The sequence below is a fragment of the Rhizobium sp. BR 314 genome (assembly GCF_047445805.1).
GTDB lineage: Bacteria > Pseudomonadota > Alphaproteobacteria > Rhizobiales > Rhizobiaceae > Rhizobium > Rhizobium lusitanum_B.
This window is the reverse complement of record NZ_JARWLA010000006.1, coordinates 120,682-143,961: the sequence shown is the minus strand read 5'-3', so window position 1 is coordinate 143,961 and position 23,280 is coordinate 120,682. Positions and strand designations below refer to the sequence as shown.

Here is a 23,280-nt window from a genome sequence, read left to right as displayed (position 1 = left end):
TCAGGCTCCAGTTTCACTTTCAGCTGGCGGCGCAGTTTGCGCGAGCAGGTCCCGCAGGTTCTCCATATCTGTATTCAACGGATGGTCGTCACCGTACAGGGGAACGCGCGACCGAACCGCAGTATAGAGACGATCGGTTCCCGGCGCCCTTGTCGCCTTCGAAGCCAAGAAGTCATGTGCCTGCGCGGCTGCCATCAGTTCGATCGCCAGAATATATTCGGCATTGTCGAGGATCGTGAGCAGCTTGCTGGCGGCGGCAGTCGGATGCGCGAGAAAATCCTCCTGCAGCCCTGATGTGAGACCACCGTCGAGCGAGGCGGGAGCGGCGAGACGACGGTTGTCGTTGCTGAGCGCCGCGGCCGTATATTGCGCGATCATGAAGCCGGAATGGCTGCCGGCATCGCTTGCAAGGAATGGCGGCAAGCCACTGACCAACGGATTGACCAGTCGATCCATCCGCCGCTCGCTCATGGCGGCAATCTGAGCGATGGCAACCGCCAGACTATCGGCAGCCTGACCGAGCGCAGGTGCGACAGCGTGAGCCTCCGAGGAAACGAAAGGCTGTTCCGGTGTGCCCGAAACCGCAGGATTGTCCGTGACCGAGGCCAATTCCTGATCGACAATGCGCGCGGTTTGCTCGAAGACATCCCAGGCGGCGCCATGGGCGTGCGGTACAGATCTCAGGCTCAGAGCGTCCTGCGTTCGCCGGCCAAGAGCTGCGGCGACGAGGCCGCTGCCCCGCAAGTGATTGCGTAGTCTTTGACCAACCTTGGCAATTCCCGCCGAAGGGCGAAGGGCAAGCACGGCCTCATCGAAGGCGGCCATTTGACAACCGGCCGCTTCCAGCGTCAGCGCGGCGATGGCGTCGGCCCAATCCAGCAAATGCTCGGCGCGCGAGACTGCGAGTGCCGACAATCCCGTGGCGCAAGCCGTACCGTTGACGAGGCTCAGCCCTTCCTTGGCACCAAGCACCAGGGGGCTCAAACCGATCGCCGCAAGCGCATCGGCGCCGCTCATGGACTTGCCCTTAACGGAAGCCCTGCCCTCGCCGATCAGGACGAGTGCGGTGTGAGCATTGTGCGTGAGATAGCCCGCGGAGCCCTTGGACGGAACTTCGGGGATGCAATCACGCTCAAGAAATGCGGCAAGATGGCTTATGATTTCCGGCCGTACGCCGGAATGACCATGGGCAAAATTGCCGATCTGCGCGGCAATGATGGCCCGGACTTCCCGAGCCGACAGCAGGGGGCCGACGCCGCAGGCATGGCTCATGATGATATTGCGCGAAAGGCGGCTTTGCGAGGGGCGGTCGACGACGGTGTCGGACAGCGCGCCGACGCCGGTATTGACACCATAGGCGCGGACGCCAGTCTCGACGATGCGCTCGACGATACGACTTGCCTCGCCGACACGCTTCCACGCCGCTTCGGACAGGGCCAGCGGTTCGCCGATGCTGACGCGCGCGACGTCCTGCCAGGATAGTGGCTTGTCGATGGTGACGGTCATTGACCGTTTCCGAAATGGCCGATGAACTGGCGGAAGGCAGGCGAAGCGCCGCCGCCGAACATCTCGTCCGGCGTGCCCGTGCTTTCGACGAGGCCTTCCTTCATGAAGACGACGCGGTTGGAGACATTGCGGGCAAAGCTCATTTCGTGGGTCACGACGAGCATTGTCATGCCTTCCTCGGCAAGGGCGCGCATGACGCGCAGGACTTCGCCGACGAGTTCGGGATCGAGCGCAGAGGTCGGTTCGTCGAACAGCATGACCTTGGGCTTCATGGCAAGAGCGCGGGCGATTGCCGCGCGCTGCTGCTGGCCGCCGGACAAATGCGCCGGATAGGCATGGCGCTTGTCGGCGATGCCGACCTTCTCAAGAAGCGCTTCGGCCTCGGCGATGCACTCGGCGCGCGAACGCTTCAGGACATGGATCGGTCCCTCGATGACGTTCTGGAGGATAGTCATATGGGACCAGAGATTGAAGCTCTGGAACACCATGCCGAGTTCGGAACGGATGTGATCCACCTGTTTGTGGCTAGCCGGGCGGCTCTTGCCGTTCTTGTGGATCATGCGGATCTGCTCGCCATCCACCCAGATCTCGCCGTCGGTGGCGATTTCAAGCAGGTTGATGCAGCGAAGGAAGGTCGACTTGCCGGAACCCGAGGCACCGAGCAAGGAGATGACGTCGCCATCCTGGGCATCGAGCGATATGCCGCGCAAGACCTCATGATTGCCGAAGCTTTTGCGGATGTTGCGAACTGAAAGTCGGGTGACACCTGGCATGATTTGCCTGCTCCAATGACGTCTTTAGGCCTTCACCGCCGGCGGAACGGCGCGGCGATGGCGGGACAGCGAATATTCCAGCAGAGCCATAGCCTGCAGAATGATGAAATTCAGCACGAGATAGATGATCGCGGCGCAGAGGAAGACCTCCATCGTCCGATAGGTATGCGAAATGAGACGCTGGGCAACGCCTGTCACTTCCCAAACGGTGACGAGGCTGGCAAGCGCCGTCGATTTCATCATCAGGACGATCTCGGTCGAGTAGGCCGGTAGCGCATGGCGAAAGGCGATCGGCGCGATGATGCGGCGCACGAGCAGAAAGCGCGACATGCCGATGGAACGAGCGGCCTCGATTTCCTTCGGCGAAACAGCACGAATGCCGCCGCGGAAGATCTCGGCCGTATAGCCTGCCGTGCAAAGCGCCAACGACAGGATCGCGCAGACAACCGGCTCACGCAGGAAAGGCCAGAGGAACGAATAGCGGATGATGGAGAACTGCGCCAAACCATAAAAGATCAGGAACATCTGGATCAGCAGCGGGGAGCCGCGAAAGACAAAGATGTAACCCTTGGCGAAACCCGACAGAATCGGATTGCCGCTCACACGCAGGGCGACGATAATCAGCGCCAGCAGGCCGCCCGTCACGATCGACAGGGAGAATAGCAGCAGCGTCATTGGCACTGCCTGCAGTAGCGTGATCATCGTGCTCGAGAGGAAGTCGAAATCCATGTCGTCCTCCTCAGGCCTGGCCGATGGTCGCTGCGGGCATGCTGCGATTGGCGCGCCGTTCAGCTTTGTTGAACACCCGATCCGACAGGCTCGTCAGGATCAGATAGAGAATGCCGCCCACGATGAAGAACAGGAAATATTGGCGGGTTGAGCCTGCTGCGACCTGGCTGGTGCGCATCAATTCCGCAAGGCCGGTGACCGAGATCAAGGCGGAATCCTTGAGGCTGAGCTGCCAGACATTGCCGAGACCGGGAATAGCGTAGCGGATGACCTGCGGAATGATGATGCGGCGAAGGCGCAGGCTTCCATGCATGCCAATCGCCGATGCTGCTTCCAGCTCGCCCTTGGCAATGGCGAGATAGGCGCCGCGAAAAACTTCGGCCTGATAGGCACCGGAAATGATGCCGACGGCAAGCGCGCCCGCTGCAAAGGACGGCAAACCGAGAAAGCCGTCGTAACCCAGCCATTTGCCGACTGACGTGACCGCCGAAGAACCGCCGAAATAGATGAGGTAGATGATCAGAAGCTCTGGCACGCCGCGAAAGACGGTCGTGTAGACATTGCCGAGCGTCTTCAAGATGAGGCTGCCGGAGAGCTTGGCCGAGGCAATGATCGCGCCTAGAACCGCTCCGATCAATAGCGCTGTCGCGGTGACGGCGAGCGTCATCAAGGCTGCGACGAGCAGCAGCGCGCCCCACCCGTTCGAGCCGAAGCCCAGCAGTTGCAAGGTTGCCATAGCGTCCATTCCCCGTCCGTGGCAGTTTCAAGCGTCAGGATATCAAAGGGTCTCCGGCGGCAACGCCGGAGACCGATGGCAGCGACCCGGAGGTCGCGCTATCAATTCGGGCTGACGTCGACCTTGAACCACTTCATCGACAGGGTCTTGATGGTGCCGTCGGCAAGGGCGGACTTAATCGCTTCGTTGAGCTTGTCGCGCAGGTCCGTATCGGCCTGGCGGATGCCGAGACCTTCGCCCTCACCCCAGATGGAGCCGGCGATTTCCGGGCCGGTGAAAGCAAGCGTGTCGTTGGCGCTGGCAAAAGCATTCATGAAGTAAACGGCATCGTCGAAGCCGAGATCGATACGGCCGTTCTGAAGATCGAGGTCGCGATCGGCACCGGTCTTGTATTCGCGGATCGTGGCGATCGAGCCGAAATTGTCATAGACGAACTTGGCATAAACGGTGGCGGCCTGGATACCGATCGTCTTGCCCTTGAAGGCTTCCTTAAGCGCATCGACTTCCTTGACGCCGGTCTGGCCGGGGGTCATCTTGATCGTGCTGCCGGTGCCTGCGGCCTTGGCAAGCGGGCTATCTTTTGCGGTCGCGAAAGCAGCAGGTGTCGCGGCGTAGGGAACGGTGAACCCGATGACCTGCTTGCGCTCATCGGTGATCGACAGCGCATCCATGATAACGTCAAACTTACCGGCGTTCAGAGCCGGGATCATGCCGTCCCAATCGGAAGCGACAAGCTTGCAATCGATCTTCGCGCGCTCGCAAAGAACCTTGGCGAGTTCCGGCTCGAAGCCGCCGAGCGTGCCGTCGGCATTCGTCATGTTCCAGGGCGCATAGGCGCCTTCCAGGGTAATCGTCGCGGTCTTCCAGTCCTTGGCGACAGCCGGAACCGCAAAAGCAGCGGCAGCCATGACGCCTGACAAGAGAATTGCACTGAATTTCATCGTGTTGAGCTCCTCTGAGGTTGAAACAGGCCTTGCAGCACTTCCTACCGATCTTCGCCGGCTTGCCCGCTTTTCCCAATTTACTTTTAGGATTGATTGCGAGGTTGTATAGGGTACCATATGAGATAATTTATGATATGCAAGTGGGAAAGTTGTTTTCGAGGCAGATATCAGTCCGCGCAAAGGAAATAGTCAATGAAGCGCTCAGGCGAGATGAAACGCGAACTGGCGGAAAACGACGCAGCACCGCTTTATGCCGGAGTGAAACAGATGATACTCGACCGCATCCACAGCGGCGAGTGGCCCCCCAAGCATCGCGTCCCCTCCGAAAATGAACTCGTGACCGAACTCGGCGTCAGCAAGATGACGGCTAATCGCGCACTTCGCGAACTCGCCAGCGAGGGAGAGCTGGTCCGCATCCAGGGTGTCGGCTCCTTCGTTGCCGAACGCAAGGGCGCATCGGCCTTATTCGAAGTGCGCAACATTGCCGAAGAAATCGCAGAACGCGGCCATTCTCACCAAGCAACAGTGGTAGTTCTCGCCAGAGAGGCCGCATCGCCCGACGTTGCGGATGCACTGGAACTGCCAATTGGATCATTCGTCTTTCACTCGCTGATCGTCCACAGCGAGAACGGTGTGCCGGTGCAGATCGAGGATCGCCACGTGCATCCCGAAGCCGCGCCAGACTACCTCCAGCAGGACTTCACAGGCATGACGCCGAACGCCTATCTTTCGAACGTCGCACCCCTCAGCGGTTCCGAACACGTGGTCGAGGCGGTCATGCCTCAGGCCTGGGAATGCAAGTTGCTGACGATCCTAAAAACCGAGCCATGCCTGACGATCCGTCGGCGCACATGGTCGGCCCGCGGCGTCGTCTCATTGGCCCGCCTCGTCTATCCAGGGCATCGCTACCGCCTGGAGAGCCAAAGCGGCAAACCTTCGGATCGCTAGTTGTATATGGAAGATAAGGCCATTCTTGCCGTACAGGATTGCAGTGGGACCGCCAGGCCCTGACGACCAGCGCCAAAACGCGTCGAAATCTTCAAGGATCGCCTGGCCTTTGACTTAGCCGATATCGCTGTTGCAAAAGGCGCTGAACGTCTTTCGCGCTACGCTTTTGGGTCAAAATGCCTGCAACAGGCACTCCATGAACAGCGCCCCCAAAAGCAAGCCTGATACCGTGGCCAGCACCTTTAAGATTGCCCGTTCGATCCGCAGGCACTTCTCGGGCAGGACCAACGCCATCATCTCGCTTGCCGCCGCTACGGAAATGCACACGAGGGCAACAATGCGCCGGTCCTCGGGGTAGGCCATGACGAACAGGAACCCCATGAGTGCGAAAGGGACCACGCTGTCGATGTTCGCCATCGCCATGAATGGATACTTCGCCCTGACAGGGACGACGGTGGTGAGCACGACCAGACCAAGCATGGTCCAGGCAAGGGCGTGAACGAGCAGAGTGAGTTCCATACGAAATCATAACAACAAGAAGAAAGTTTTCAAGTTGCACCCAGGTGGACACGCCGCCGCCAACCGGGCCGAGTCGATCGATCGGAGCAACGGCGGGCGAAGCCCCCAATAATGGCTCCCTTCAACGCGCTCCAAATCCACGAAAAGGCCGCGTTGTGATTGACAAAGGCTCGTTCTGTCGAGTGTATCGACATATCGAACGAACAGGATGGGATCCGATCATGCCTGATGCACGCCCCCAGACGCAGCCCGCCACATGGCGCATCGTACTTGCCGCGATCTTCGATTTCCTGATGGCGTTTTTTGTATTCGGTTTCGTCCTTGCGTCGATCTTCGGCGGGAGAACGGACGGCGGCTTCAAGCTGACCGGCATGCCGGCGCTTCTGCTGTTCGTCCTCATCATCGCCTATTTCATCGTTTTCAACCGCTATCTCGGCGGCACTGTCTGGAAAAGGATATTGCGCGCGCAGCGTCCGTGAATACAGAAAAGCCGAAACGTCGCACCCGACGATTTCGGCAGGGACTGCCGTCAGAGACTGCTTAGCAACAGGCTGGTTTCGCTGTTGGCGACGCCGTCGATCATGCGGACCTCGCGCAGGACGCGATCAAAATCCGAGAGGCTGATCGCCCGGATGTTGGCCACGAGGTCCCAATTGCCGTTCGTCGTGTGCAGCGAGTAGATTTCGGGCAAGCCCCGGAGCTTGCGGATGACCTGAGTCGTCGATTTTCCCACCACCTCGATCATCATGACCGCATGGACTGTCTGCTCGTCGTAGTCCTCCCGTACCCGCACGGTAAAGCCCATCAACGTGCCTGTTTCGATGAGGCGATCCAGCCGGTTCTGAACGGTGCCGCGCGCCACGCCCAGAACGTCCGATAGCTTGGAAAGGGAGGCGCGGCCATCGGCTCGCAGATGGGCGATGATCCGTCGGTCGAGATCATCGGGAATATATTTGGCAGATGCCATTGTCGAATCCAGACTCTGTCATTTTCACAATAACTGCTATACAATCTGCACAGCATCGTACCAGAACTGGCACAGTTTTGCGATTTCAGTCAATCGGCCTGCTTGTTACCCTGTTGGCAACAATCTGATCGAGGACACCCAAAATGCCCGCACCGCTTCCGTCGGAAAAAGCCTACATTCCCTTCGTCAGCGTCGAAAATATGATGCGCCTCGTGCATCATGTCGGCATCGAAACCATGCTGGTCGAACTGACGGATGCCGTCGAAGCGGACTTCCGCCGCTGGGATCTGTTCGACAAGACGCCCCGTGTTGCCTCCCATTCCCATGATGGCGTGATCGAGCTGATGCCGACCTCCGACGGCACGGTCTACAGCTTCAAATATGTCAACGGCCATCCGAAGAACATGTCGCAGGGGCTGCAGACCGTCACGGCCTTCGGCCTGCTGGCGGAAGTATCGACGGGCTATCCTCTGCTGCTGACGGAAATGACGCTGCTGACGGCGTTGCGCACCGCAGCGACTTCCGCCATGGCCGCGCGCCATCTCGCGCCAAAGGGAACCCGCACGCTGGCGATGATCGGCAACGGCGCACAAGCCGAATTCCAGGTGCTGGCAATGAAAGCAGTCCTCGGGATCGAGGAAGTTCGCCTCTATGACATCGACCCGAAGGCGACGGAAAAGGCAGCCCGCAACCTTGCGGGGAAAGGTCTGCGGCTGATTTCGTGCTCGACCGCACAAGCGGCCATCGAGGGCGCCGGCATCATCACGACCTGCACGGCTGACAAGCAGTTTGCCACCATCCTGACGGACAACATGGTCGGCGCAGGCGTTCATATCAACGCCATCGGCGGCGACTGCCCCGGCAAGACCGAGCTTCATCGTGACATTCTGCTGCGCGCCGACACCTTCGTCGAATATCCGCCGCAGACGCGCATCGAAGGCGAGATTCAGCAAATGGACCCGGACTATCCGGTCACGGAGCTTTGGCAGGTCATCAACGGCCGCGCTCAGGGACGCAGCAGCGAGCGGCAGATCACCTTGTTCGATAGCGTCGGCTTCGCTATCGAGGACTTCTCCGCCCTGCGCTACGTCCGCGAGAAACTCGCTGGTACGGATTACTTCCAGAAGCTCGATATCATCGCCGACCCGGACGACCCGCGCGATCTCTTCGGCATGTTGCAGCGGGCGGAGTGAACAAGCGTCAAGATCGACAGTTTGATCCAGCCTTTGCGGCGCCGCACCGCATCGCTTTGTATAAGATATGCAGACGGCGGCCATCGGCCGCCGTCTGCATTTCCGCAATGCAAGCCATAGCAGCGCGTGAGTTTCATGCATTGAAAGGTGCATTTCGTCAGCGCCGGCAAACGACAAAAGGTGTCCAACGGCAGCTTGCTGACTTGCAAATTCCGCGCGGTATTAAACCGATACTAAGCCGTCGATGATACCCGGGAATCTGACCAACTTGGTTAGATTGTGCCCGTAGGCCAAGTGGCCTTTTGCCGGCCTGGGATCAAGGCAAGGCATACATAGCAAGATTCGCCTATGTCACTTAGAACACATCGAAATTTGCACGCTTTCCCCCTGCACCTCGGCGCGGAGATTATGCTATGAGTCCTCGCGAATAAGGGGAAGATGAGACAGCCCCGTACGGCTGCTCTCGTTGAAGAGAGGAAGTTGTCCTGAACGTCATGCCCGAACTGGCAGCCCACACCGGCAAGATGGCAGCACTCATTTCCGGCTTCGACTGGACAAGATCCGGTCTGGGGCCAAGATCGGCTTGGCCGCCTTGCCTCACTGCGGCCGTCGACATCATGCTCTCGGCACAAGCACAGATCGTCCTGTTCTGGGGCGAGGATTTCATCGCGCTCTATAACGACGCCTATGCACCGACCATCGGTGAGAAGCATCCGCGCGCGCTCGGGCGCCCGGCACGAGAGAACTGGTCTGAATTATGGGACGATCTCGAGCCTCTCTTGCGAAACGTGCTGGACGAGGGCAAGACCGTTGTTGCCAAGGATCGGCCGTTCTACATCGAACGCCATGACTACCCTGAGACTGTCTATTTCGACATCTCCTACTCGCCAGTGCGCGATAGCGACGGCAAAGTGCGTGGCGTGTTCTGCATCGTCAACGAAACGACCGAGCGCGTTCGCGCGGAACAGGCATTGCGGGAGAGCGAAGAGCGGGTCAGCGCCATTATTTCCCAGTCGGCGACCGGAATTGCCCAGTATGAACTTGATGGCCGCTTCTCCCTTGTAAACAAGCGATTTTGCGAGATTGTCGGCTATTCGCAAGACGAGCTTCTCGACCTGCGGATTCAGGACATCATCTATCCGGACGATCGTCGCGATATCATGCAATTATTCGACGTCATGTTGGCGAATGGAGAAAGTTTCGAGATCGAGCAGCGCTATGTCCGCAAGGACGGCAGCCTCGTCTGGGTAACCAATTCGGCGTCCGGCGTACGAGACCGATCTGCCGGCAAGGTCTGGCGCGCCGTAAGCGTCGTCATCGATATCAGCGAGCGCAAGCGCGCGCAGGAAGTGGAACGACGGCTTGCATCTATCATCGCGTCGTCGGACGACGCGATCCTCAGCACCGATCTCAACATGACGGTCACCAGCTGGAACCTTGGCGCCGAGAGACTCTACGGTCACTCGGCCGAGGAAGCGATCGGCCAGTCGGTGATGATGCTCGTTCCCGATGATCGCAGCGAGGAGGAACCGGCAATCCTCGCGCAGATCCGCGCGGGCCAAAAGGTGGAACCTTACGAGACCAAGAGGCGGCGCGCCGACGGCCAATTGGTCGACGTCCTGCTCAGCGTTTCCCCGATCTACGATACCTATGGCAGGATCGTCGGAGCATCGAAGATCGCGCACGATATCAGCGCCAAGAAGGAGGCCGAGCACCTTCAGAGTGTTCTCGTCGGCGAACTCAACCATCGCGTCAAGAACGTGCTGGCAACCGTCATGGCCATAGCGCGTCAGACCTTGGGACGTGAGGACGTAAGCAAGACATCCGTCGAGACATTCGAAGCGCGGCTGGCCTCCATGGCGCGCGCGCACGATCTGCTGATCCATGGAAAGTGGGAGGAAGCCGACCTGATGGCCGTCATAAGCCAGGCGCTGTCGCCCTATCCCAGGGAGAGGTTCGAGATTTCCGGGCCGGCCATCAAGCTCGCACCGAGAACGGTGGTTTCCATCTCGCTTGCCCTGCACGAGTTGGCGACAAATGCAGCAAAATACGGGGCACTGTCCACATCCGACGGGCGCGTTGCCATTGTGTGGTCTCTGGAAACCCAGGAGGCAGAACGGCTGGTCTTGCGCTGGCAGGAGACTGGCGGCCCCATCGTGACGCCGCCGACGCGCAAGGGCTTCGGCTCAAGGCTGATCGAAAATCTGCTGGCTGCGGAGCTGAACGGCCAAGTCAACATCACCTATGATCCGGGCGGATTGATCTGCGAAGTTCATGCGGCGACTGGCATGGGCTGGGATCAGACCTGAGAACAGGCTTAAGGCGACCTAAGAGTCGGCGGCGCTCGAAATCCCCCGACGCCCCTCGGCACCAGGCTCTGTCTATTGCCCAGGAATTCGCTTGTTCACCGCAGATTTTTCGACCGCGTCGCAAGCACGTTGCGGATCGAGAAGCTCGAATGGATCCGTAGCACCCCCGGCAATGCCGAGAGGATTTCCTTGTGAATGCGCTCGAAGTCGCCGGCCGTAGCGACCTCGACGCGGAGCAGGTAATCGGAGCCGCCCGTCATCAGAAAGCACTCGCGAATCTCGGGATGTTTTCGGACTGCCGCCTCGAAACGATCGAGATGATCTTCCGTCTGCCGCTCAAGCGTGATGTTGATGATGACGGCAATCGCCGCTTCGGCCTGCGACGTGTCCACCAGCGCGGTGTAGCCGCGGATCACGCCCGCCTGCTCCATCAATTTGATGCGCCGCAAGCAGGCGGATGGCGATAGCCCGACCTCGCTCGCCAGGCTGGCATTGCTGACGCGCGCATCGAGGCGCAGCAGCCGAAGAATATTACGGTCGATGGCATCGAGAGCCGCCATATGGATTCTTTCAAAAATTCGCCGTTTCTTTCAATATCCTTGCAACTACACAATAATCAATCACTGTTTGATGGGTAATTTCACGATCATTTCAATAATCTCGCCGCGAAGAAGCGAGGGTGGACATGGACGGCGGTTTGGTGGATTCGCGGACGTCAAAACTGACGATCGACAGCGGTGCTTGCGGTTATCTGACAATCGATCTGACGGCTCTGTGCAGAAATTACGACAAGCTCTCGTCCATCGTTGCGCCGGCGCGTGCCGCAGCCGTCGTCAAGGCAGATTCCTACGGACTCGGAGCGGACCGGGTCTCCAAGGCCCTCTACGGACGCGGGTGCCGTGACTTCTTCGTCGCGCATTTCGTCGAAGCGCTGCGGCTGCGCCCGCATCTGCCGCGCGATGCGTCGATTTTCGTGCTGAACGGCCTGTTGCCGGGCAACGAAACGGCCTGTGCGGAAGGCGGCTTCATTCCAGTCGTCAATTCGCTTGAGCAAATGCGACTGTGGTCAGAAACCGCCCGCTCGCTGCAGCGCAAGCTTCCCGCCGTCCTGCAGTTCGATACCGGCATGTCGCGGCTCGGCATCCCTCCGGAAGACAGAGCCGCCGTCGCAGCTCACCTTGCAGCCACCGACCATCTCGATATCCTCTTTATCATGAGCCATCTGGCGTCCGCAGACGAGACCGACAGCGTTCAGAACGGCGACCAGCTTGCCGAGATGCGTCGCGTCGCTAAGGAATTTGAGGGCTATGATCTCTCCTTCGCCAATTCCGGCGGCATCTTCCTTGGCGATGATTTTCACGGCGTATTGGCACGGCCAGGTATTGCACTCTATGGCGGCGCCCCGACCGGCGGCGTAGCCAATCCGATGGAACCCGTCGTGCGGCTCGATGTTGCCGTCGTTCAGACACGAACCGTTCCGGCCGGCGCTCGCGTCGGCTATGGCGGCGTGCACGTGACGAAGGCGGAAACCCGGCTTGCAACAGTCGCTGCCGGCTACGCCGATGGTCTTCCCCGCAGCTTAAGCGATCGCGGATCGGTCTATTACAACGGCGTGCGGCTACCGACCGTTGGCCGTGTGTCGATGGACAGCATGACAATCGATATCAGCGCCTTGCCCGAAGGAACCCTGTCGTTGGGTAGCCTGGTGGAAGTTTTGGGAGACCATCAAACGATCGATGATCTCGCCCGGGACGCCGGCTTGATTTCCTACGAAATCCTAACCAGTCTCGGCGATCGCTACACCAGGCAATACCGCTGACCTTCCCATTGCTCAATTCACTGAGGACATCATGAAAGTCGTCGTTCTGGGGGCCGGCATCGTCGGCGTCACATCTGCCTATCAACTCGCCAAGGCAGGCCACGAGGTCACGGTCATCGATCGGCAGCAGGGGCCGGCGCTGGAAACGAGTTTTGCCAATGCGGGCGAAGTCTCCTTCGGCTATTGCTCGCCATGGGCCGCGCCGGGTATTCCAATGAAAGCGGTCAAGTGGCTGTTCATGCATCACGCACCGCTCATCCTTCGCCCCAAGGTCGATGGCGCGATGCTGTCCTGGCTCGTGAAGATGCTTTCGAACTGCACGTCGGAACGCTATGCGATCAACAAAAGCCGCATGCTGCGCCTTGCCGACTACAGCCGCATCTCGCTGGCTGCCGTCCGCGAGGAAACTGGTATTGCCTATGACGAGCGGATGCAGGGTACGCTGCAGCTTTTCCGCACACAACAGCAGCTAGATGCCTCCGCGAAGGACGTCAAGGCTCTGGCCGCCGACGGCATTCCCTATGAAGTACTCGATCCCGAAGGCTGCATCCGCGTCGAACCGGCTTTGCGGCATGTTCGCGAAAAGATCGTTGGCGGCCTGCTGACGCCGAAGGACGAGACGGGCGACTGCTTTAAATTTACCAATGCGCTTGCCGCCAAGGCAGTCGAACTAGGCGTACGCTTCCAGTACGGCACAACGATCAAGGGGCTCGACGTGCAGGGCGGTCAGGTGCGCAGCGTCGTGACCGACCGTGGTCGCGTGGACGGCGATGCCGTTGTCGTTGCGCTCGGCAGCTACTCCCCGATCATGCTCAGGCCCCTCGGCATCAAGCTGTCGGTCTATCCGGTCAAGGGCTACTCGCTGACGATCCCGATCACCGATCCCTCGCGTTCGCCAGAATCGACCGTGATGGACGAAACCTACAAGATCGCCATAACCCGCCTCGGTGATCGCATTCGCGTTGGCGGCATGGCTGAAATCTCGGGCTATACCAATGATCTCGGCCTTGCCCGACGGCAGACGCTCGAACATTCCGTGACCGATCTCTTCCCCGGCGGCGACGTCGCCAAGGCATCCTTCTGGTCTGGTCTGCGGCCGATGACACCGGATGGTACGCCGGTCATCGGACCGACGAAGGTCAAGGGCCTGTTCCTCAACACGGGACACGGCACGCTGGGATGGACGATGAGCTCCGGTTCGGCACGCGTGATCAGCGATCTCGTCAGCGGCCGCAAGCCTGACATCGACGCGACGGACCTTGCGATCAGCCGCTACGCCTGATCCGGTTTCTCTGCGCAATTGTCCAAACAATTGAGGCGGTGTTCTTCACGGACACCGCCTCAATTGCTTTAATTTTGCAGGAAGCGAGGCCCGGCGCGCTCGCGCGCCAAGCTTGAGGTCAATGCCTCGGAATGCGCGGCAGGAAGATCGTAAACAGGCCGAGCAGAGGCAGATACGAGCAGATCGTGTAGACGAAGGCGATGCCGTGCGTGTCGGCGAAGTCTCCGAGCGCGGCCGCGCCGAGACCGCCGGCCCCGAAGGCAAAACCGAAGAAGATGCCGCCGATCAATCCAACCCGGCCGGGGATCAATTCCTGTGCGAATACGACGATCGCGGGGAATGCCGAGGCAAAGACCAAGCCGATTATGACAGTCAGGACGCAAGTCCAGAACAGATCGGCGTAGGGCATCAGCAGCGCAAAAGGAATAACGCCAAGGATCGAGAACCAGATCACGAAGCGCGCACCCAGACGGTCGCCGACCGGCCCACCCATGATCGTTCCGGCAGCGACCGAACCCAAAAACAGGAACAGCATCAGCTGGGCATCGCGAACATCGAGGTGGAACTTGTCGATGACGTAGAAGGTGAAATAGCTCGAGATGCTCGCCATGTAGACGTTCTTTGTCGCTGTCAGCAGAATGAGGATGGCAAGCGCCCACATCGCCTTGTTGCGCGCGATCGGCAAGGTGCGGTTGGGCACGGGACGGCTTGCCTGCTGGCGGCGGTGATTGACGTACCAGGTTCCGACCCAGCTCAGAACAATGAAACCGATGACGGCAAGCACCGAAAGCCAGGCAACGCTCTTCTGGCCATGCTGCAGGACGAAGAATGCCGCGATCAACGGGCCGATTGCCGAGCCGGCATTGCCGCCGAGCTGGAACAGCGATTGCGCGAGACCATGACGGCCGCCGGAGGCCAGGCGCGCGACGCGGGACGCTTCCGGATGGAAGACGGCCGAGCCGAAGCCGATCAGGCAGGCAGCGCCGAGCAGCATGGTGAAGCTTCCGGCATAGCCGAGAAGCAACAGACCCAGGAATGTGCTAACCATGCCCACAGGCAGCGAATAGGGCATGGGCCATTTATCGGTGACGATCCCGACTACCGGCTGAAGCAGCGAAGCGGTAATCTGGAACATCATCGTCAGCAGCCCGATCTGCACGAAATCGAGCGCATAATTTTCCCTGAACATCGGATAGAGCGACGACAGCAGCGATTGCATGATGTCATTCAGCAGATGACAGGTGCTGACGGCAATGACGACAGAGAGCGTCGTCTTCTCGAAGCGGGTCTGCGCACCCGAAAACGCGGCAACCATGCAAATTCCTTCCAGGGCCGGCCTCCCGCCGGCCAAATCGTTTGATCCGCGTTTTACACGGCTTGCGAGTGACCTTCTTTCGTGTTTTGGTCCAATAGTTTCTCGATTGGGCCATTATGGAAAAGCTGTCGAAACAATTGCTGGCAACCCTCGATGACGTGCATGTCCAGAGCATGCGCTGGATGGAGGAATCGGACGCGGATGTGCTCGTCCATAGCGCCGAGCCGCCGCAGGGCTACACGGTTCCGTGGCATCATCATCGCCGAACGCAACTGCTTTGTATTTTCTCCGGCGTTGCCCTGATCATGACAGCAAGGGGCCGCTGGATGGTTCCGCCGGGGCATGCCCTCTTCATCCCCGTCGGGCTGGAACATTCCATCGAGATTCTGAGCGATGTCAGCATGAAGTCCGTCTATGTCGCTCCGCGCGGCCAGGCGCAGAAAGACGAGGTTCCGCGCGTCGTCGAGGTGACGGATCTTGCCCGTAGCCTGTTGCTGGAAGCGATCCGATTGCGGGAGGCGCCGGTGAGCCATCGCAAGGCCAAGCTGGTGCTGTCGCTGCTTGTCGAGGAGATCACCACCTTGCCGGAGCGCCCGCTCGGTCTGCCCTTCCCTTCCGATCGCCGGCTGACCGCACTTTGCCGCGACTATCTCGCCAATCCTTCGCCCAATGCCAGGCTGGACGACTGGGCCGAGAAGCTCGCGATGAGCCGGCGGACGTTCACCCGACAGTTCCGCAAGGAAACCGGTATCAGCTTCACCACCTGGCGCCAACAGGCAAGCGTTTTTGCCTGTCTGCCCCGACTGGCCGGAGGCGCTCCTGTGACCAATGTCGCGCTTGAAGCGGGCTATGAAAGCGTTGCGGCTTTCACCACCATGTTCCGGCGCATGCTTGGCGCTTCACCGCGTGCCTATACGATCAACCGCTGGGCCTTCGAGCGACAGGCCTAGGTCGGCGCGCCCGATCTCACTGCCATACCCTTGAAACGGGCTGCCTCTTCCGGCAAACAGCGCTGAAAACAAGGACCAGCACATGCGGCAAATTCATATCGTCGGTATCGGCACCGGAAATCCCGAGCATGTGACCGTGCAGGCGATCAATGCGCTGAATGCCGCCAACGTTATCTTCATCCCCAGCAAGGGCGCAGCGAAGGCTGAGCTCGCCGATGTCCGCAAGGATATCTGCGAACGTTACGTCACCAACAATGCGATCCGTTTTATCGGCTATGACGTGCCATCGCGCCGCACGGCCGACCGCAGCTACGTGCAAGGTGTCGATGAATGGCATGAAGAGATTTCAGCCATCTACGAACGGCTTTTCCTTGACCATCTGGCCGACAACGAAAGCGCCGCTTTCCTCGTTTGGGGCGACCCCGGTCTTTACGACAGCACGCTGCGCATCATCGAGCGCGTTGTCGCGCGCCGCAAGGTCGCGCTCGACTACAACATCATCCCCGGCATCACCAGCATCCAGGCGCTGACCGCAAGCCACCGCATCCCCCTCAATCTCGTCGGGAAACCGGTGCAGGTCACCACCGGACGCAGGCTCGCCGAGAGCTTTCCGGGCGTCGCGGAAACAGCCGTCGTCATGCTCGACGGCGAGCAGGCCTTCAGCAAGATCGACGATCCGGACGCCTATATCTATTGGGGAGCCTATCTCGGCACGAAGGACGAGATTATCATAGCCGGCAGGCTCGCCGATGTTTCCGAGCGCATCGTCTCGACACGGGAGGAAGCGCGCGCACGACACGGGTGGATCATGGACATCTACCTGCTGCGCAAGGGCCAGGATTTCGACGATCGGACATGAACCGTCGCTGAGCCAAATCATTTGCCCACCGATCCGGTTTGTGCAAGGAAGTGTCCCCTATGAAGGGCAATCTCTTGGTTGCGGCCAACGGACAGATGATGGACGAACCCGCGTGCTTCTCGCAAGAGCCAGCCGAAGGCTTCGTCGACGCCTCACCGCTAGCGCCCATTGTTCGCGGCGCCTGCCCGTCGCTCAGCGATCCGATGCAAACAGGCGACGGTCTGCTCGTCCGGCTGCGACCGGCGACGCCGGGGTTGACGGTTGCGCAGTTTCTCGCGCTGGCGGAAGCCGCCGAAACTCATGGCAACGGCCTGCTCGAAATCACGGCGCGCGGCAATCTGCAACTGCGCGGCCTGACCCCTCAGACCGTTGGGGCGCTTGCCATCGACATAGATCGCGCCGGCATTGTCGTGCAAAGCGGCGTGGCCATCGAGACGCCGCCCCTCAGTGGCCTGGACCCATCCGAAATTGGGGCTGCCCGTACGCTCGCGGAGCAACTACGACAAGCCATTGAAGGCGTTTTCCCCAAACCGCTGCTGGCGGCGAAGCTCGCCATCATCATCGATGGCGGCGGCCAGCCCACTCTTGACGAGATGACCGCGGATATCAGGTTGAAGGCGACACAATCCGACGATGGCACAGACTATCTCTGGATGTTGTCGATCGCTGGAACGGCAGCCACGGCAACGCCGCTTGCCATATTGCCCAGCGACCAGGTGATTGCCGATGTGGTCATGTTGCTCAAGCGATTGAGCCTGCTCGGACCCCGCGCCCGCGGCCGCGACCTTGATACGGAGGAGCTGCGAGGGCTTTTTCCGGAAGTCCGCATCCATGCCCAAGCGGCAGCGGCGCCCACCACCACCCCAATCGGGATCATCGCGCTCACGAAGAGCGGTTTTGCGCTCGGATTGCGCCCTTCCTTCGGACAGATCCACGCGCGGGATCTCGCCCGCTTTCTTGCCGCTGCCGAAGAGAGCGGCGTCAATGAAATCCGAACCGGGCCGGAACACAGCATTCTGTTGCTTGGCCCAGTGGCCGACAAACTTGAACGCCTCCGCTTGCTCGCCGCCTCCAGCGGCTTCCAAACGCGCGGCGACGATCCAGCCAATCATATAGTCCTATGCTCCGGCGCAGGAGCCTGCGCATCCGCGCACTACACGACCAAACAGGCGGCCGCTGATTGTGTCGATGTCGCTCCCGAATTGCTCGACGGTTCGTTCAAACTGCATTTGTCCGGTTGCCCGAAGGGGTGCGCGCATCCTTCTCCGGCAGCGCTTGCCATCGTCGGCGTTCCCGCTGGTCATGTGATCGTCCTGGATGGACCGGCGTCAGCAGAACCCGCGGTGAATATCGGCAAAGAGAATCTGAAATCAGTATTGGCTCGACTTGGCGAGCTGGTGCGAAACAACAAAGTTGCTGGCGAATCGGCGCGCCAGTGTCTTAAACGGCTCGGCCGGGACGCAATCGCGACGGCTCTACGACAGGGATAAAGATGCCTGACTATGACTATATCCGCGAGGGGCAAGCGATCTACGAACGCTCCTTCGCGATCATCCGCAGCGAAGCCGATCTCAAGCGCTTTTCCGACGCCGAGGCCGATGTAGCAGTCCGCATGATCCATGCTTGCGGACAGGTAGAAGCCGCACAACGTTTCCATTTTTCGCCCGGCTTCGTCGCCGTGGCCCGCAAAGCTCTAAGTGATGGCGCGCCCATTCTTTGCGATGCCGAAATGGTTGCCCGTGGCGTCACACGCGCCCGTTTGCCGGCAGCCAACGAAGTCATCTGCACTTTGCAGGATCCGCGTACGGCGGAAATCGCAAAGACGATCGGCAATACGCGTTCGGCCGCCGCGATGCATCTCTGGACCGACCAGCTTGCCGGCGCCGTCGTTGCAATCGGCAATGCCCCGACCGCGCTTTTCCACCTTCTTGAAATGCTGCGCGACGGCGCACCGAAACCTGCCGCCATCATCGGCATGCCTGTGGGCTTCGTTGGCGCGGCCGAATCCAAGGACGCGCTTGCCGAGAATTCCTATGGCGTCCCGTTTGCCATCGTACGCGGGAGACTTGGCGGCAGTCCGATGACGGCAGCTGCCCTCAATGCCTTAGCGAGGCCGGGCCTATGAGCGCGCCTTCTGGACAGCTGATCGGTGTCGGCACCGGTCCCGGCGACCCGGAACTACTGACGGTCAAGGCCGTCAGGGCTCTGGAGCGCGCCGAAGTCGTCGCCTATTTCGCCAAGCAGGGCAGAGGCGGTAACGGCAGGGCCATTGTCGGCGACCAGCTGAGAGCGGACGTGACGTTGCTGCCGCTCTATTATCCGGTTACGACCGAGGTCGATAAGGACACGCCGGACTACATCAGCCAGATCACCGCCTTCTATGATGCCTCGGCCGAAGCGGTGGCGACGCATCTGCGCGAAGGAAAGACTGTTGCCGTGCTCAGCGAAGGCGACCCACTCTTCTACGGCTCCTACATGCACCTCCATGTGCGCCTTGCCGATCGCTTTCCGACCGAGGTCATTCCAGGGGTAACAGCCATGTCCGGCTGCTGGTCGCTCGCCGGCTTGCCGATGGTGCAAGGAGACGACGTGCTCTCCGTCCTGCCGGGAACCATGGCGGAAGCCGAGCTTGCTCGCCGCCTTGGCGACACGCAGGCAGCGGTCATCATGAAGGTCGGCCGCAACCTACCGAAAATCCGCCGCGCGCTCGATGCCGCCGGCCGGCTGAACGAGGCCATCTATGTCGAGCGCGGTACGATGGCAAATGGCGCCATGACGCCGCTTGCGAGCCGTGACGATGCCGAGGCGCCCTATTTCTCGCTGGTTCTTGTTCCGGGCTGGGAAGGAAGGCCATGAGCGGGCGTCTTTATGTCATAGGCACCGGCCCCGGCAATCCCTCGCAGACGACGCCTGAAGCCTTGGCTGCCGTCGCGGATGCCCATGAATTCTACGGTTACGGCCCCTACCTCGACCGCCTGACGCTGCGCGGCGATCAGATCCGCCAAGCGTCCGATAATCGTGAAGAGCTGGATCGCGCCAAGGTGGCGTTGCAGCGAGCCGCGGCGGGCGTCAATGTCTGCGTTGTCTCCGGCGGTGATCCCGGCGTCTTTGCCATGGCGGCGGCCGTTTGTGAGGCGATCGATCACGGTCCGACGGAATGGCGCGCAATCGACCTCGTGGTGGTGCCCGGCATCACGGCCATGCTGGCAGTCGCTGCTCGCATCGGCGCCCCCCTCGGGCATGATTTCTGTGCGATCTCGCTGTCGGACAATCTCAAGCCCTGGCCACTCATCGAAAGCCGGCTTCGAGCTGTTGCAGAAGCTGGTTTCGTCATCGCGCTCTATAACCCGATCAGCAAGGCGCGGCCGTGGCAGCTCGGCAGAGCTTTCGAAATCGTCCGCGATATCTTGCCAGCGGACACGCCGGTCATTTTCGGGCGGGCCGCCGGCCGGCCCGATGAGCGCATGACGGTTGCGCGGCTTGGCGATGCCCAGGCCTCGCGGGCCGATATGGCGACCTGTGTCATCATCGGCTCGACCGAGACGCGCATCGTCGCCCGCGACGGTCGTCCGGATCTGGTCTATACGCCACGTTTCATCAGGGAAAAGACGAAATGATCGATCCGATCGAGCGCGGCAGCGACTGTTTCGACCACCGGCAGGCCGGTGGTCTCCGCACGCTCGATCATGACCACTTTGATACCGAGACGCCTGGCCGCCTCGATCTTTCCGTAGGTCGCATCGCCGCCACTGTTCTTGGCGACGACCACGTCGATCGCATACCGCTGCAGCATGTCGAGCTCATCTGCGAACCGGAACGGTCCCCTGCTATGGATGTAGGCGACTTTGGGCACGGTCAGCGGCGGCTCGACAGGATCGACGCTGCGGACCCAGTAATGGTGTTGCGGGGCCGCGTTCGCCTGATGAGCCTCCTGCCGGCCCGTTGCCAGGAAAACCCGCAGGGGCTCGGCCCCAAGCGCTGCAACGGCTTGCGCGACGCTATGCACCGAGAGCCAGTCATCGCCTTCGACCGGCACCCAGGCTGGACGGCGCAGCGCGAAGGCCGATACGCCGCTGCGAGCCGCCGCCTCGCTAGCATTGGTGGAAATGCGGGCGGCGAAAGGGTGGGTAGCATCGATCAGCAGATCGATCGCTTCGTCATGCAGATAGCGGGCCAGCCCTTCCGCACCACCGAAACCACCGCTGCGAACGGGAACAGGCTGCGACGCCGGATCGACAGTCCTGCCGGCAAGCGACAGGATAACGTCAAGGTCTGTCCGAGCGGCGAGCGACGTTGCCAAAGCACGAGCCTCCGTCGTGCCGCCAAGGATCAGAATGCGGACCTTGCCCATGGCTGAGATATCTTTCGTTCAACGTTGGCTCACTATTATCGGCATCGGCGAGGACGGTCCAGCGGGGCTCGGCGACGAGGCAAAACAGCTGATCGCTTCGGCACCGATCATCTTCGGCGGAGAGCGTCATATCGAGCTAATGAGCCCGGTGATAACAGGCGAAACGCATCAGTGGCTTTCACCATTCGAAAGATCGGTCGAGGCGGTCCTTGCCCGGCGGGGCGAGCCGACGGTTGTTCTCGCCTCCGGCGATCCCTTCTTTTACGGCGTCGGCGCGACGCTCTCGCGGGGCATTCCGGCCAGTGAGATGTCCGTCATTCCGGCTCCCTCCTCTTTCAGCCTCGCAGCATCGCGTCTCGGCTGGCCCTTGCAGGAGATAACGGTTCTGTCACTTCACGGACGGCCGATCAATCTCATCCGGCCGCATCTCCATCCAGGCCGCAAGATCCTGGCGCTGACATCGGACGGCAAGGGGCCGGCCGATTTAGCCGCTTTGCTGCAAGCCTCCGGCTTCGGTCAGTCTGAACTTATGGTCTTGGAAGCGCTCGGCGGCCCGCATGAAAAAGCCTCCCGGCAAACGGCTGATGACTTCGCCCTCTCCGGCGTCAACGATCTGAATATTTGCGGCGTCGAGGTCAAAGCCGGCGCAGGTGCAAGGATTCTATCGCTAAGCGCCGGCTTGGCCGACGAACTATTCGAGCATGACGGCCAGATCACCAAGCGGGAGATCCGCGCGATGACGCTCTCCGCACTTGCACCGCGTCACGGCGAGCTGCTCTGGGACATCGGCGCCGGCTCCGGCTCGGTCGGCATCGAATGGATGCTGGCGGACACATCGTTGCGCGCCATCGCCATAGAAGCATCATCAGAGCGCGCGGCGCGGATCCGTCGCAACACGGCGAATTTCGGCGTACCAGGTCTGACCGTCGTCGAGGGAGAGGCGCCGGATGCGCTTGCCGGGCTACCCGTTCCGGATGCCATCTTCATCGGCGGCGGCGGCAGCGACGCGGGGGTACTCGATGCCTCCATCGACCAATTGAGAAAGGGCGGCAGGCTGGTGGCCAATGCCGTCACGACCGAAATGGAAGCGCTTCTGCTTGCCGAACAGGCACGCCGGGGTGGCTCGCTGATTCGTATCGATATCGCACGTGCGGCCCCTATCGGCCGCATGACGGGCTGGCGTCCGGCCATGCCGGTAACGCAATGGTCGTGGATCAAGCCATAGTTCAAAACGAGGTAAAGCGATGACAGTGCATTTCATTGGCGCGGGCCCCGGAGCCGCCGACCTGATCACCGTGCGTGGCCGGGATCTGATCGGCAAATGCCCGGTCTGCCTCTATGCCGGCTCGATCGTCTCGCCGGAACTTCTCCAATATTGCCCACCCGGCGCCCGCATCATCGACACCGCGCCGCTGTCGCTTGACGAGCTCGAGACGGAATATCTAAAGGCTGCCAAAGTTGGCGAGGATGTCGCGCGCCTTCACTCCGGCGACCTGTCCGTCTGGAGCGCCGTTGCCGAGCAGATCCGCCGGCTGGAACGGCACGGCATCGACTACACGCTGACGCCTGGTGTTCCGGCTTTCGCTGCAGCGGCGTCAGCGCTCGGGCGCGAGCTGACCATCCCGGCAGTCGCTCAGAGTCTGGTGTTGACGCGCGTTTCCGGTCGCGCTTCACCGATGCCGAATAACGAGACGCTGGAGAAATTCGGCGCGACCGGTGCGACCCTTGCCATCCATCTGGCGATCCACGCACTCCCAAAGATCGTCGAGGATCTGACACCGCACTACGGTGCGGATTGTCCGGTTGCGATCGTCGTCAAGGCCTCTTGGCCCGACGAGCGGATCGTTCGCGGCACGCTTGCAACCATTGAGGCAATGGTGGCCGCCGAGCCGATCGAGCGCACGGCGTTGATCTTCGTCGGCCCGTCGCTTTCCGCCAGCGATTTCCGCGAAAGCTCGCTTTACGACCCCACTTATCAGCGACGCTTCCGCGGCCGGCAATAGTTCAAGCAACCGTTGCAAAACCCGCCGAAATTTTCTCTAGTCTGCTTCCGAAGCCCACGTCACGGAAGAGGATCAGG

24 protein-coding genes are annotated in these 23,280 nt (G+C 60.7%); 14 read left to right on the top strand and 10 right to left on the bottom strand.

The annotated features are described in order from the left end of the window. The 5 genes from QD461_RS10890 to QD461_RS10870 form a co-directional block, all read right to left on the bottom strand. On the bottom strand, window positions 1-1,506 hold the full coding sequence (locus tag QD461_RS10890; protein ID WP_414087774.1) for an HAL/PAL/TAL family ammonia-lyase: 1,506 nt from the start codon (window positions 1,504-1,506) through the stop codon (window positions 1-3). Then, complete coding sequence (locus QD461_RS10885; RefSeq protein WP_199096150.1) at window positions 1,503-2,279, bottom strand: ATP-binding cassette domain-containing protein; 777 nt, start codon at window positions 2,277-2,279, stop codon at window positions 1,503-1,505. Before QD461_RS10885 ends, QD461_RS10890 begins: the two co-directional genes overlap by 4 nt. A gap of 24 nt (window positions 2,280-2,303) precedes the next feature. After that, complete coding sequence (locus QD461_RS10880; protein WP_414087773.1) at window positions 2,304-3,008, bottom strand: ABC transporter permease; 705 nt, start codon at window positions 3,006-3,008, stop codon at window positions 2,304-2,306. Window positions 3,009-3,018: 10 nt separating this feature from the next. After that, complete coding sequence (locus QD461_RS10875) at window positions 3,019-3,744, bottom strand: ABC transporter permease (RefSeq protein ID WP_414087772.1); 726 nt, start codon at window positions 3,742-3,744, stop codon at window positions 3,019-3,021. Window positions 3,745-3,845: 101 nt separating this feature from the next. Then, the gene (locus QD461_RS10870) at window positions 3,846-4,685 is read right to left on the bottom strand and encodes a transporter substrate-binding domain-containing protein (RefSeq protein WP_414087771.1); all 840 of its coding nucleotides are present in this window, start codon (window positions 4,683-4,685) and stop codon (window positions 3,846-3,848) included. A gap of 195 nt (window positions 4,686-4,880) precedes the next feature. On the opposite strand from QD461_RS10870, the gene hutC reads away from it, so the two are divergent. Continuing rightward, window positions 4,881-5,636 (top strand): histidine utilization repressor, encoded by a 756-nt coding sequence (hutC, locus tag QD461_RS10865; RefSeq protein WP_184703304.1) that lies wholly within the window; start codon window positions 4,881-4,883, stop codon window positions 5,634-5,636. Between the two features lie 171 nt (window positions 5,637-5,807). Here hutC and QD461_RS10860 read toward each other — a convergent pair whose 3' ends face one another. Continuing rightward, complete coding sequence (locus QD461_RS10860) at window positions 5,808-6,155, bottom strand: hypothetical protein (RefSeq protein ID WP_414087770.1); 348 nt, start codon at window positions 6,153-6,155, stop codon at window positions 5,808-5,810. A 221-nt stretch (window positions 6,156-6,376) separates the two neighbouring features. Here QD461_RS10860 and QD461_RS10855 point away from each other — a divergent pair, with 221 nt between their 5' ends. Next, window positions 6,377-6,634: a hypothetical protein gene (locus tag QD461_RS10855; protein WP_414087769.1), complete on the top strand. Its 258-nt coding sequence runs from the start codon at window positions 6,377-6,379 to the stop codon at window positions 6,632-6,634. Between the two features lie 50 nt (window positions 6,635-6,684). Here the strand turns inward: QD461_RS10855 and QD461_RS10850 are convergent, their stop codons facing one another. Then, a complete protein-coding gene (locus QD461_RS10850) occupies window positions 6,685-7,122 on the bottom strand; it encodes an Lrp/AsnC family transcriptional regulator (RefSeq protein WP_184703307.1) in 438 nt (145 codons plus the stop codon). Between the two features lie 143 nt (window positions 7,123-7,265). On the opposite strand from QD461_RS10850, the gene QD461_RS10845 reads away from it, so the two are divergent. Then, window positions 7,266-8,315, top strand: a complete 1,050-nt coding sequence (locus tag QD461_RS10845; protein WP_414087768.1) for an ornithine cyclodeaminase — start codon at window positions 7,266-7,268, stop codon at window positions 8,313-8,315. 494 nt (window positions 8,316-8,809) lie between these two features. Beyond that, complete coding sequence (locus tag QD461_RS10840) at window positions 8,810-10,624, top strand: PAS domain S-box protein (protein ID WP_414087767.1); 1,815 nt, start codon at window positions 8,810-8,812, stop codon at window positions 10,622-10,624. Window positions 10,625-10,719: 95 nt separating this feature from the next. Here the strand turns inward: QD461_RS10840 and QD461_RS10835 are convergent, their stop codons facing one another. Then, the gene (locus QD461_RS10835) at window positions 10,720-11,184 is read right to left on the bottom strand and encodes an Lrp/AsnC family transcriptional regulator (protein ID WP_414087766.1); all 465 of its coding nucleotides are present in this window, start codon (window positions 11,182-11,184) and stop codon (window positions 10,720-10,722) included. A gap of 125 nt (window positions 11,185-11,309) precedes the next feature. Here QD461_RS10835 and alr point away from each other — a divergent pair, with 125 nt between their 5' ends. Both alr and QD461_RS10825 read left to right on the top strand, forming a co-directional pair. After that, window positions 11,310-12,443 (top strand): alanine racemase, encoded by a 1,134-nt coding sequence (alr, locus tag QD461_RS10830; RefSeq protein ID WP_414087765.1) that lies wholly within the window; start codon window positions 11,310-11,312, stop codon window positions 12,441-12,443. A gap of 31 nt (window positions 12,444-12,474) precedes the next feature. Continuing rightward, complete coding sequence (locus tag QD461_RS10825) at window positions 12,475-13,725, top strand: D-amino acid dehydrogenase (protein ID WP_414087764.1); 1,251 nt, start codon at window positions 12,475-12,477, stop codon at window positions 13,723-13,725. Between the two features lie 118 nt (window positions 13,726-13,843). Here QD461_RS10825 and QD461_RS10820 read toward each other — a convergent pair whose 3' ends face one another. Continuing rightward, complete coding sequence (locus QD461_RS10820; RefSeq protein WP_184703312.1) at window positions 13,844-15,040, bottom strand: MFS transporter; 1,197 nt, start codon at window positions 15,038-15,040, stop codon at window positions 13,844-13,846. Window positions 15,041-15,156: 116 nt separating this feature from the next. Between QD461_RS10820 and QD461_RS10815 the strand changes: the two genes are divergently transcribed. From QD461_RS10815 to QD461_RS10790, 6 genes are all read left to right on the top strand, one after another. Further along, on the top strand, window positions 15,157-15,990 hold the full coding sequence (locus tag QD461_RS10815; RefSeq protein ID WP_414087763.1) for an AraC family transcriptional regulator: 834 nt from the start codon (window positions 15,157-15,159) through the stop codon (window positions 15,988-15,990). An 82-nt stretch (window positions 15,991-16,072) separates the two neighbouring features. Then, on the top strand, window positions 16,073-16,849 hold the full coding sequence (cobF, locus tag QD461_RS10810; protein ID WP_414087762.1) for a precorrin-6A synthase (deacetylating): 777 nt from the start codon (window positions 16,073-16,075) through the stop codon (window positions 16,847-16,849). 59 nt (window positions 16,850-16,908) lie between these two features. Further along, window positions 16,909-18,339 carry a precorrin-3B synthase gene (gene cobG / locus QD461_RS10805; protein WP_414087761.1) on the top strand — a complete coding sequence of 477 codons (1,431 nt, stop codon included), beginning with the start codon at window positions 16,909-16,911 and terminating at the stop codon, window positions 18,337-18,339. 2 nt (window positions 18,340-18,341) lie between these two features. Continuing rightward, window positions 18,342-18,974, top strand: a complete 633-nt coding sequence (locus tag QD461_RS10800) for a precorrin-8X methylmutase (protein WP_414087760.1) — start codon at window positions 18,342-18,344, stop codon at window positions 18,972-18,974. Further along, the gene (locus QD461_RS10795) at window positions 18,971-19,705 is read left to right on the top strand and encodes a precorrin-2 C(20)-methyltransferase (protein ID WP_414087759.1); all 735 of its coding nucleotides are present in this window, start codon (window positions 18,971-18,973) and stop codon (window positions 19,703-19,705) included. The genes QD461_RS10800 and QD461_RS10795 overlap by 4 nt, the downstream gene beginning before the upstream one ends. After that, window positions 19,702-20,466 carry a precorrin-3B C(17)-methyltransferase gene (locus tag QD461_RS10790; protein WP_414087758.1) on the top strand — a complete coding sequence of 255 codons (765 nt, stop codon included), beginning with the start codon at window positions 19,702-19,704 and terminating at the stop codon, window positions 20,464-20,466. The genes QD461_RS10795 and QD461_RS10790 overlap by 4 nt, the downstream gene beginning before the upstream one ends. On the opposite strand, the gene QD461_RS10785 is transcribed toward QD461_RS10790, so the two are convergent. Beyond that, window positions 20,430-21,200 (bottom strand): cobalt-precorrin-6A reductase, encoded by a 771-nt coding sequence (locus QD461_RS10785; RefSeq protein WP_414087757.1) that lies wholly within the window; start codon window positions 21,198-21,200, stop codon window positions 20,430-20,432. The genes QD461_RS10790 and QD461_RS10785 overlap by 37 nt on opposite strands. Between QD461_RS10785 and cbiE the strand changes: the two genes are divergently transcribed. Together cbiE and cobM are read left to right on the top strand one after the other, a co-directional pair. Next, window positions 21,199-22,425, top strand: coding sequence for a precorrin-6y C5,15-methyltransferase (decarboxylating) subunit CbiE (gene cbiE, locus QD461_RS10780; RefSeq protein ID WP_414087756.1), 1,227 nt, complete (start codon window positions 21,199-21,201; stop codon window positions 22,423-22,425). The two genes, QD461_RS10785 and cbiE, sit on opposite strands and share 2 nt — an antisense overlap. Before the next feature lie 19 nt (window positions 22,426-22,444). After that, the gene (cobM, locus tag QD461_RS10775) at window positions 22,445-23,203 is read left to right on the top strand and encodes a precorrin-4 C(11)-methyltransferase (RefSeq protein WP_414087755.1); all 759 of its coding nucleotides are present in this window, start codon (window positions 22,445-22,447) and stop codon (window positions 23,201-23,203) included. Window positions 23,204-23,280 lie beyond the last annotated feature (77 nt).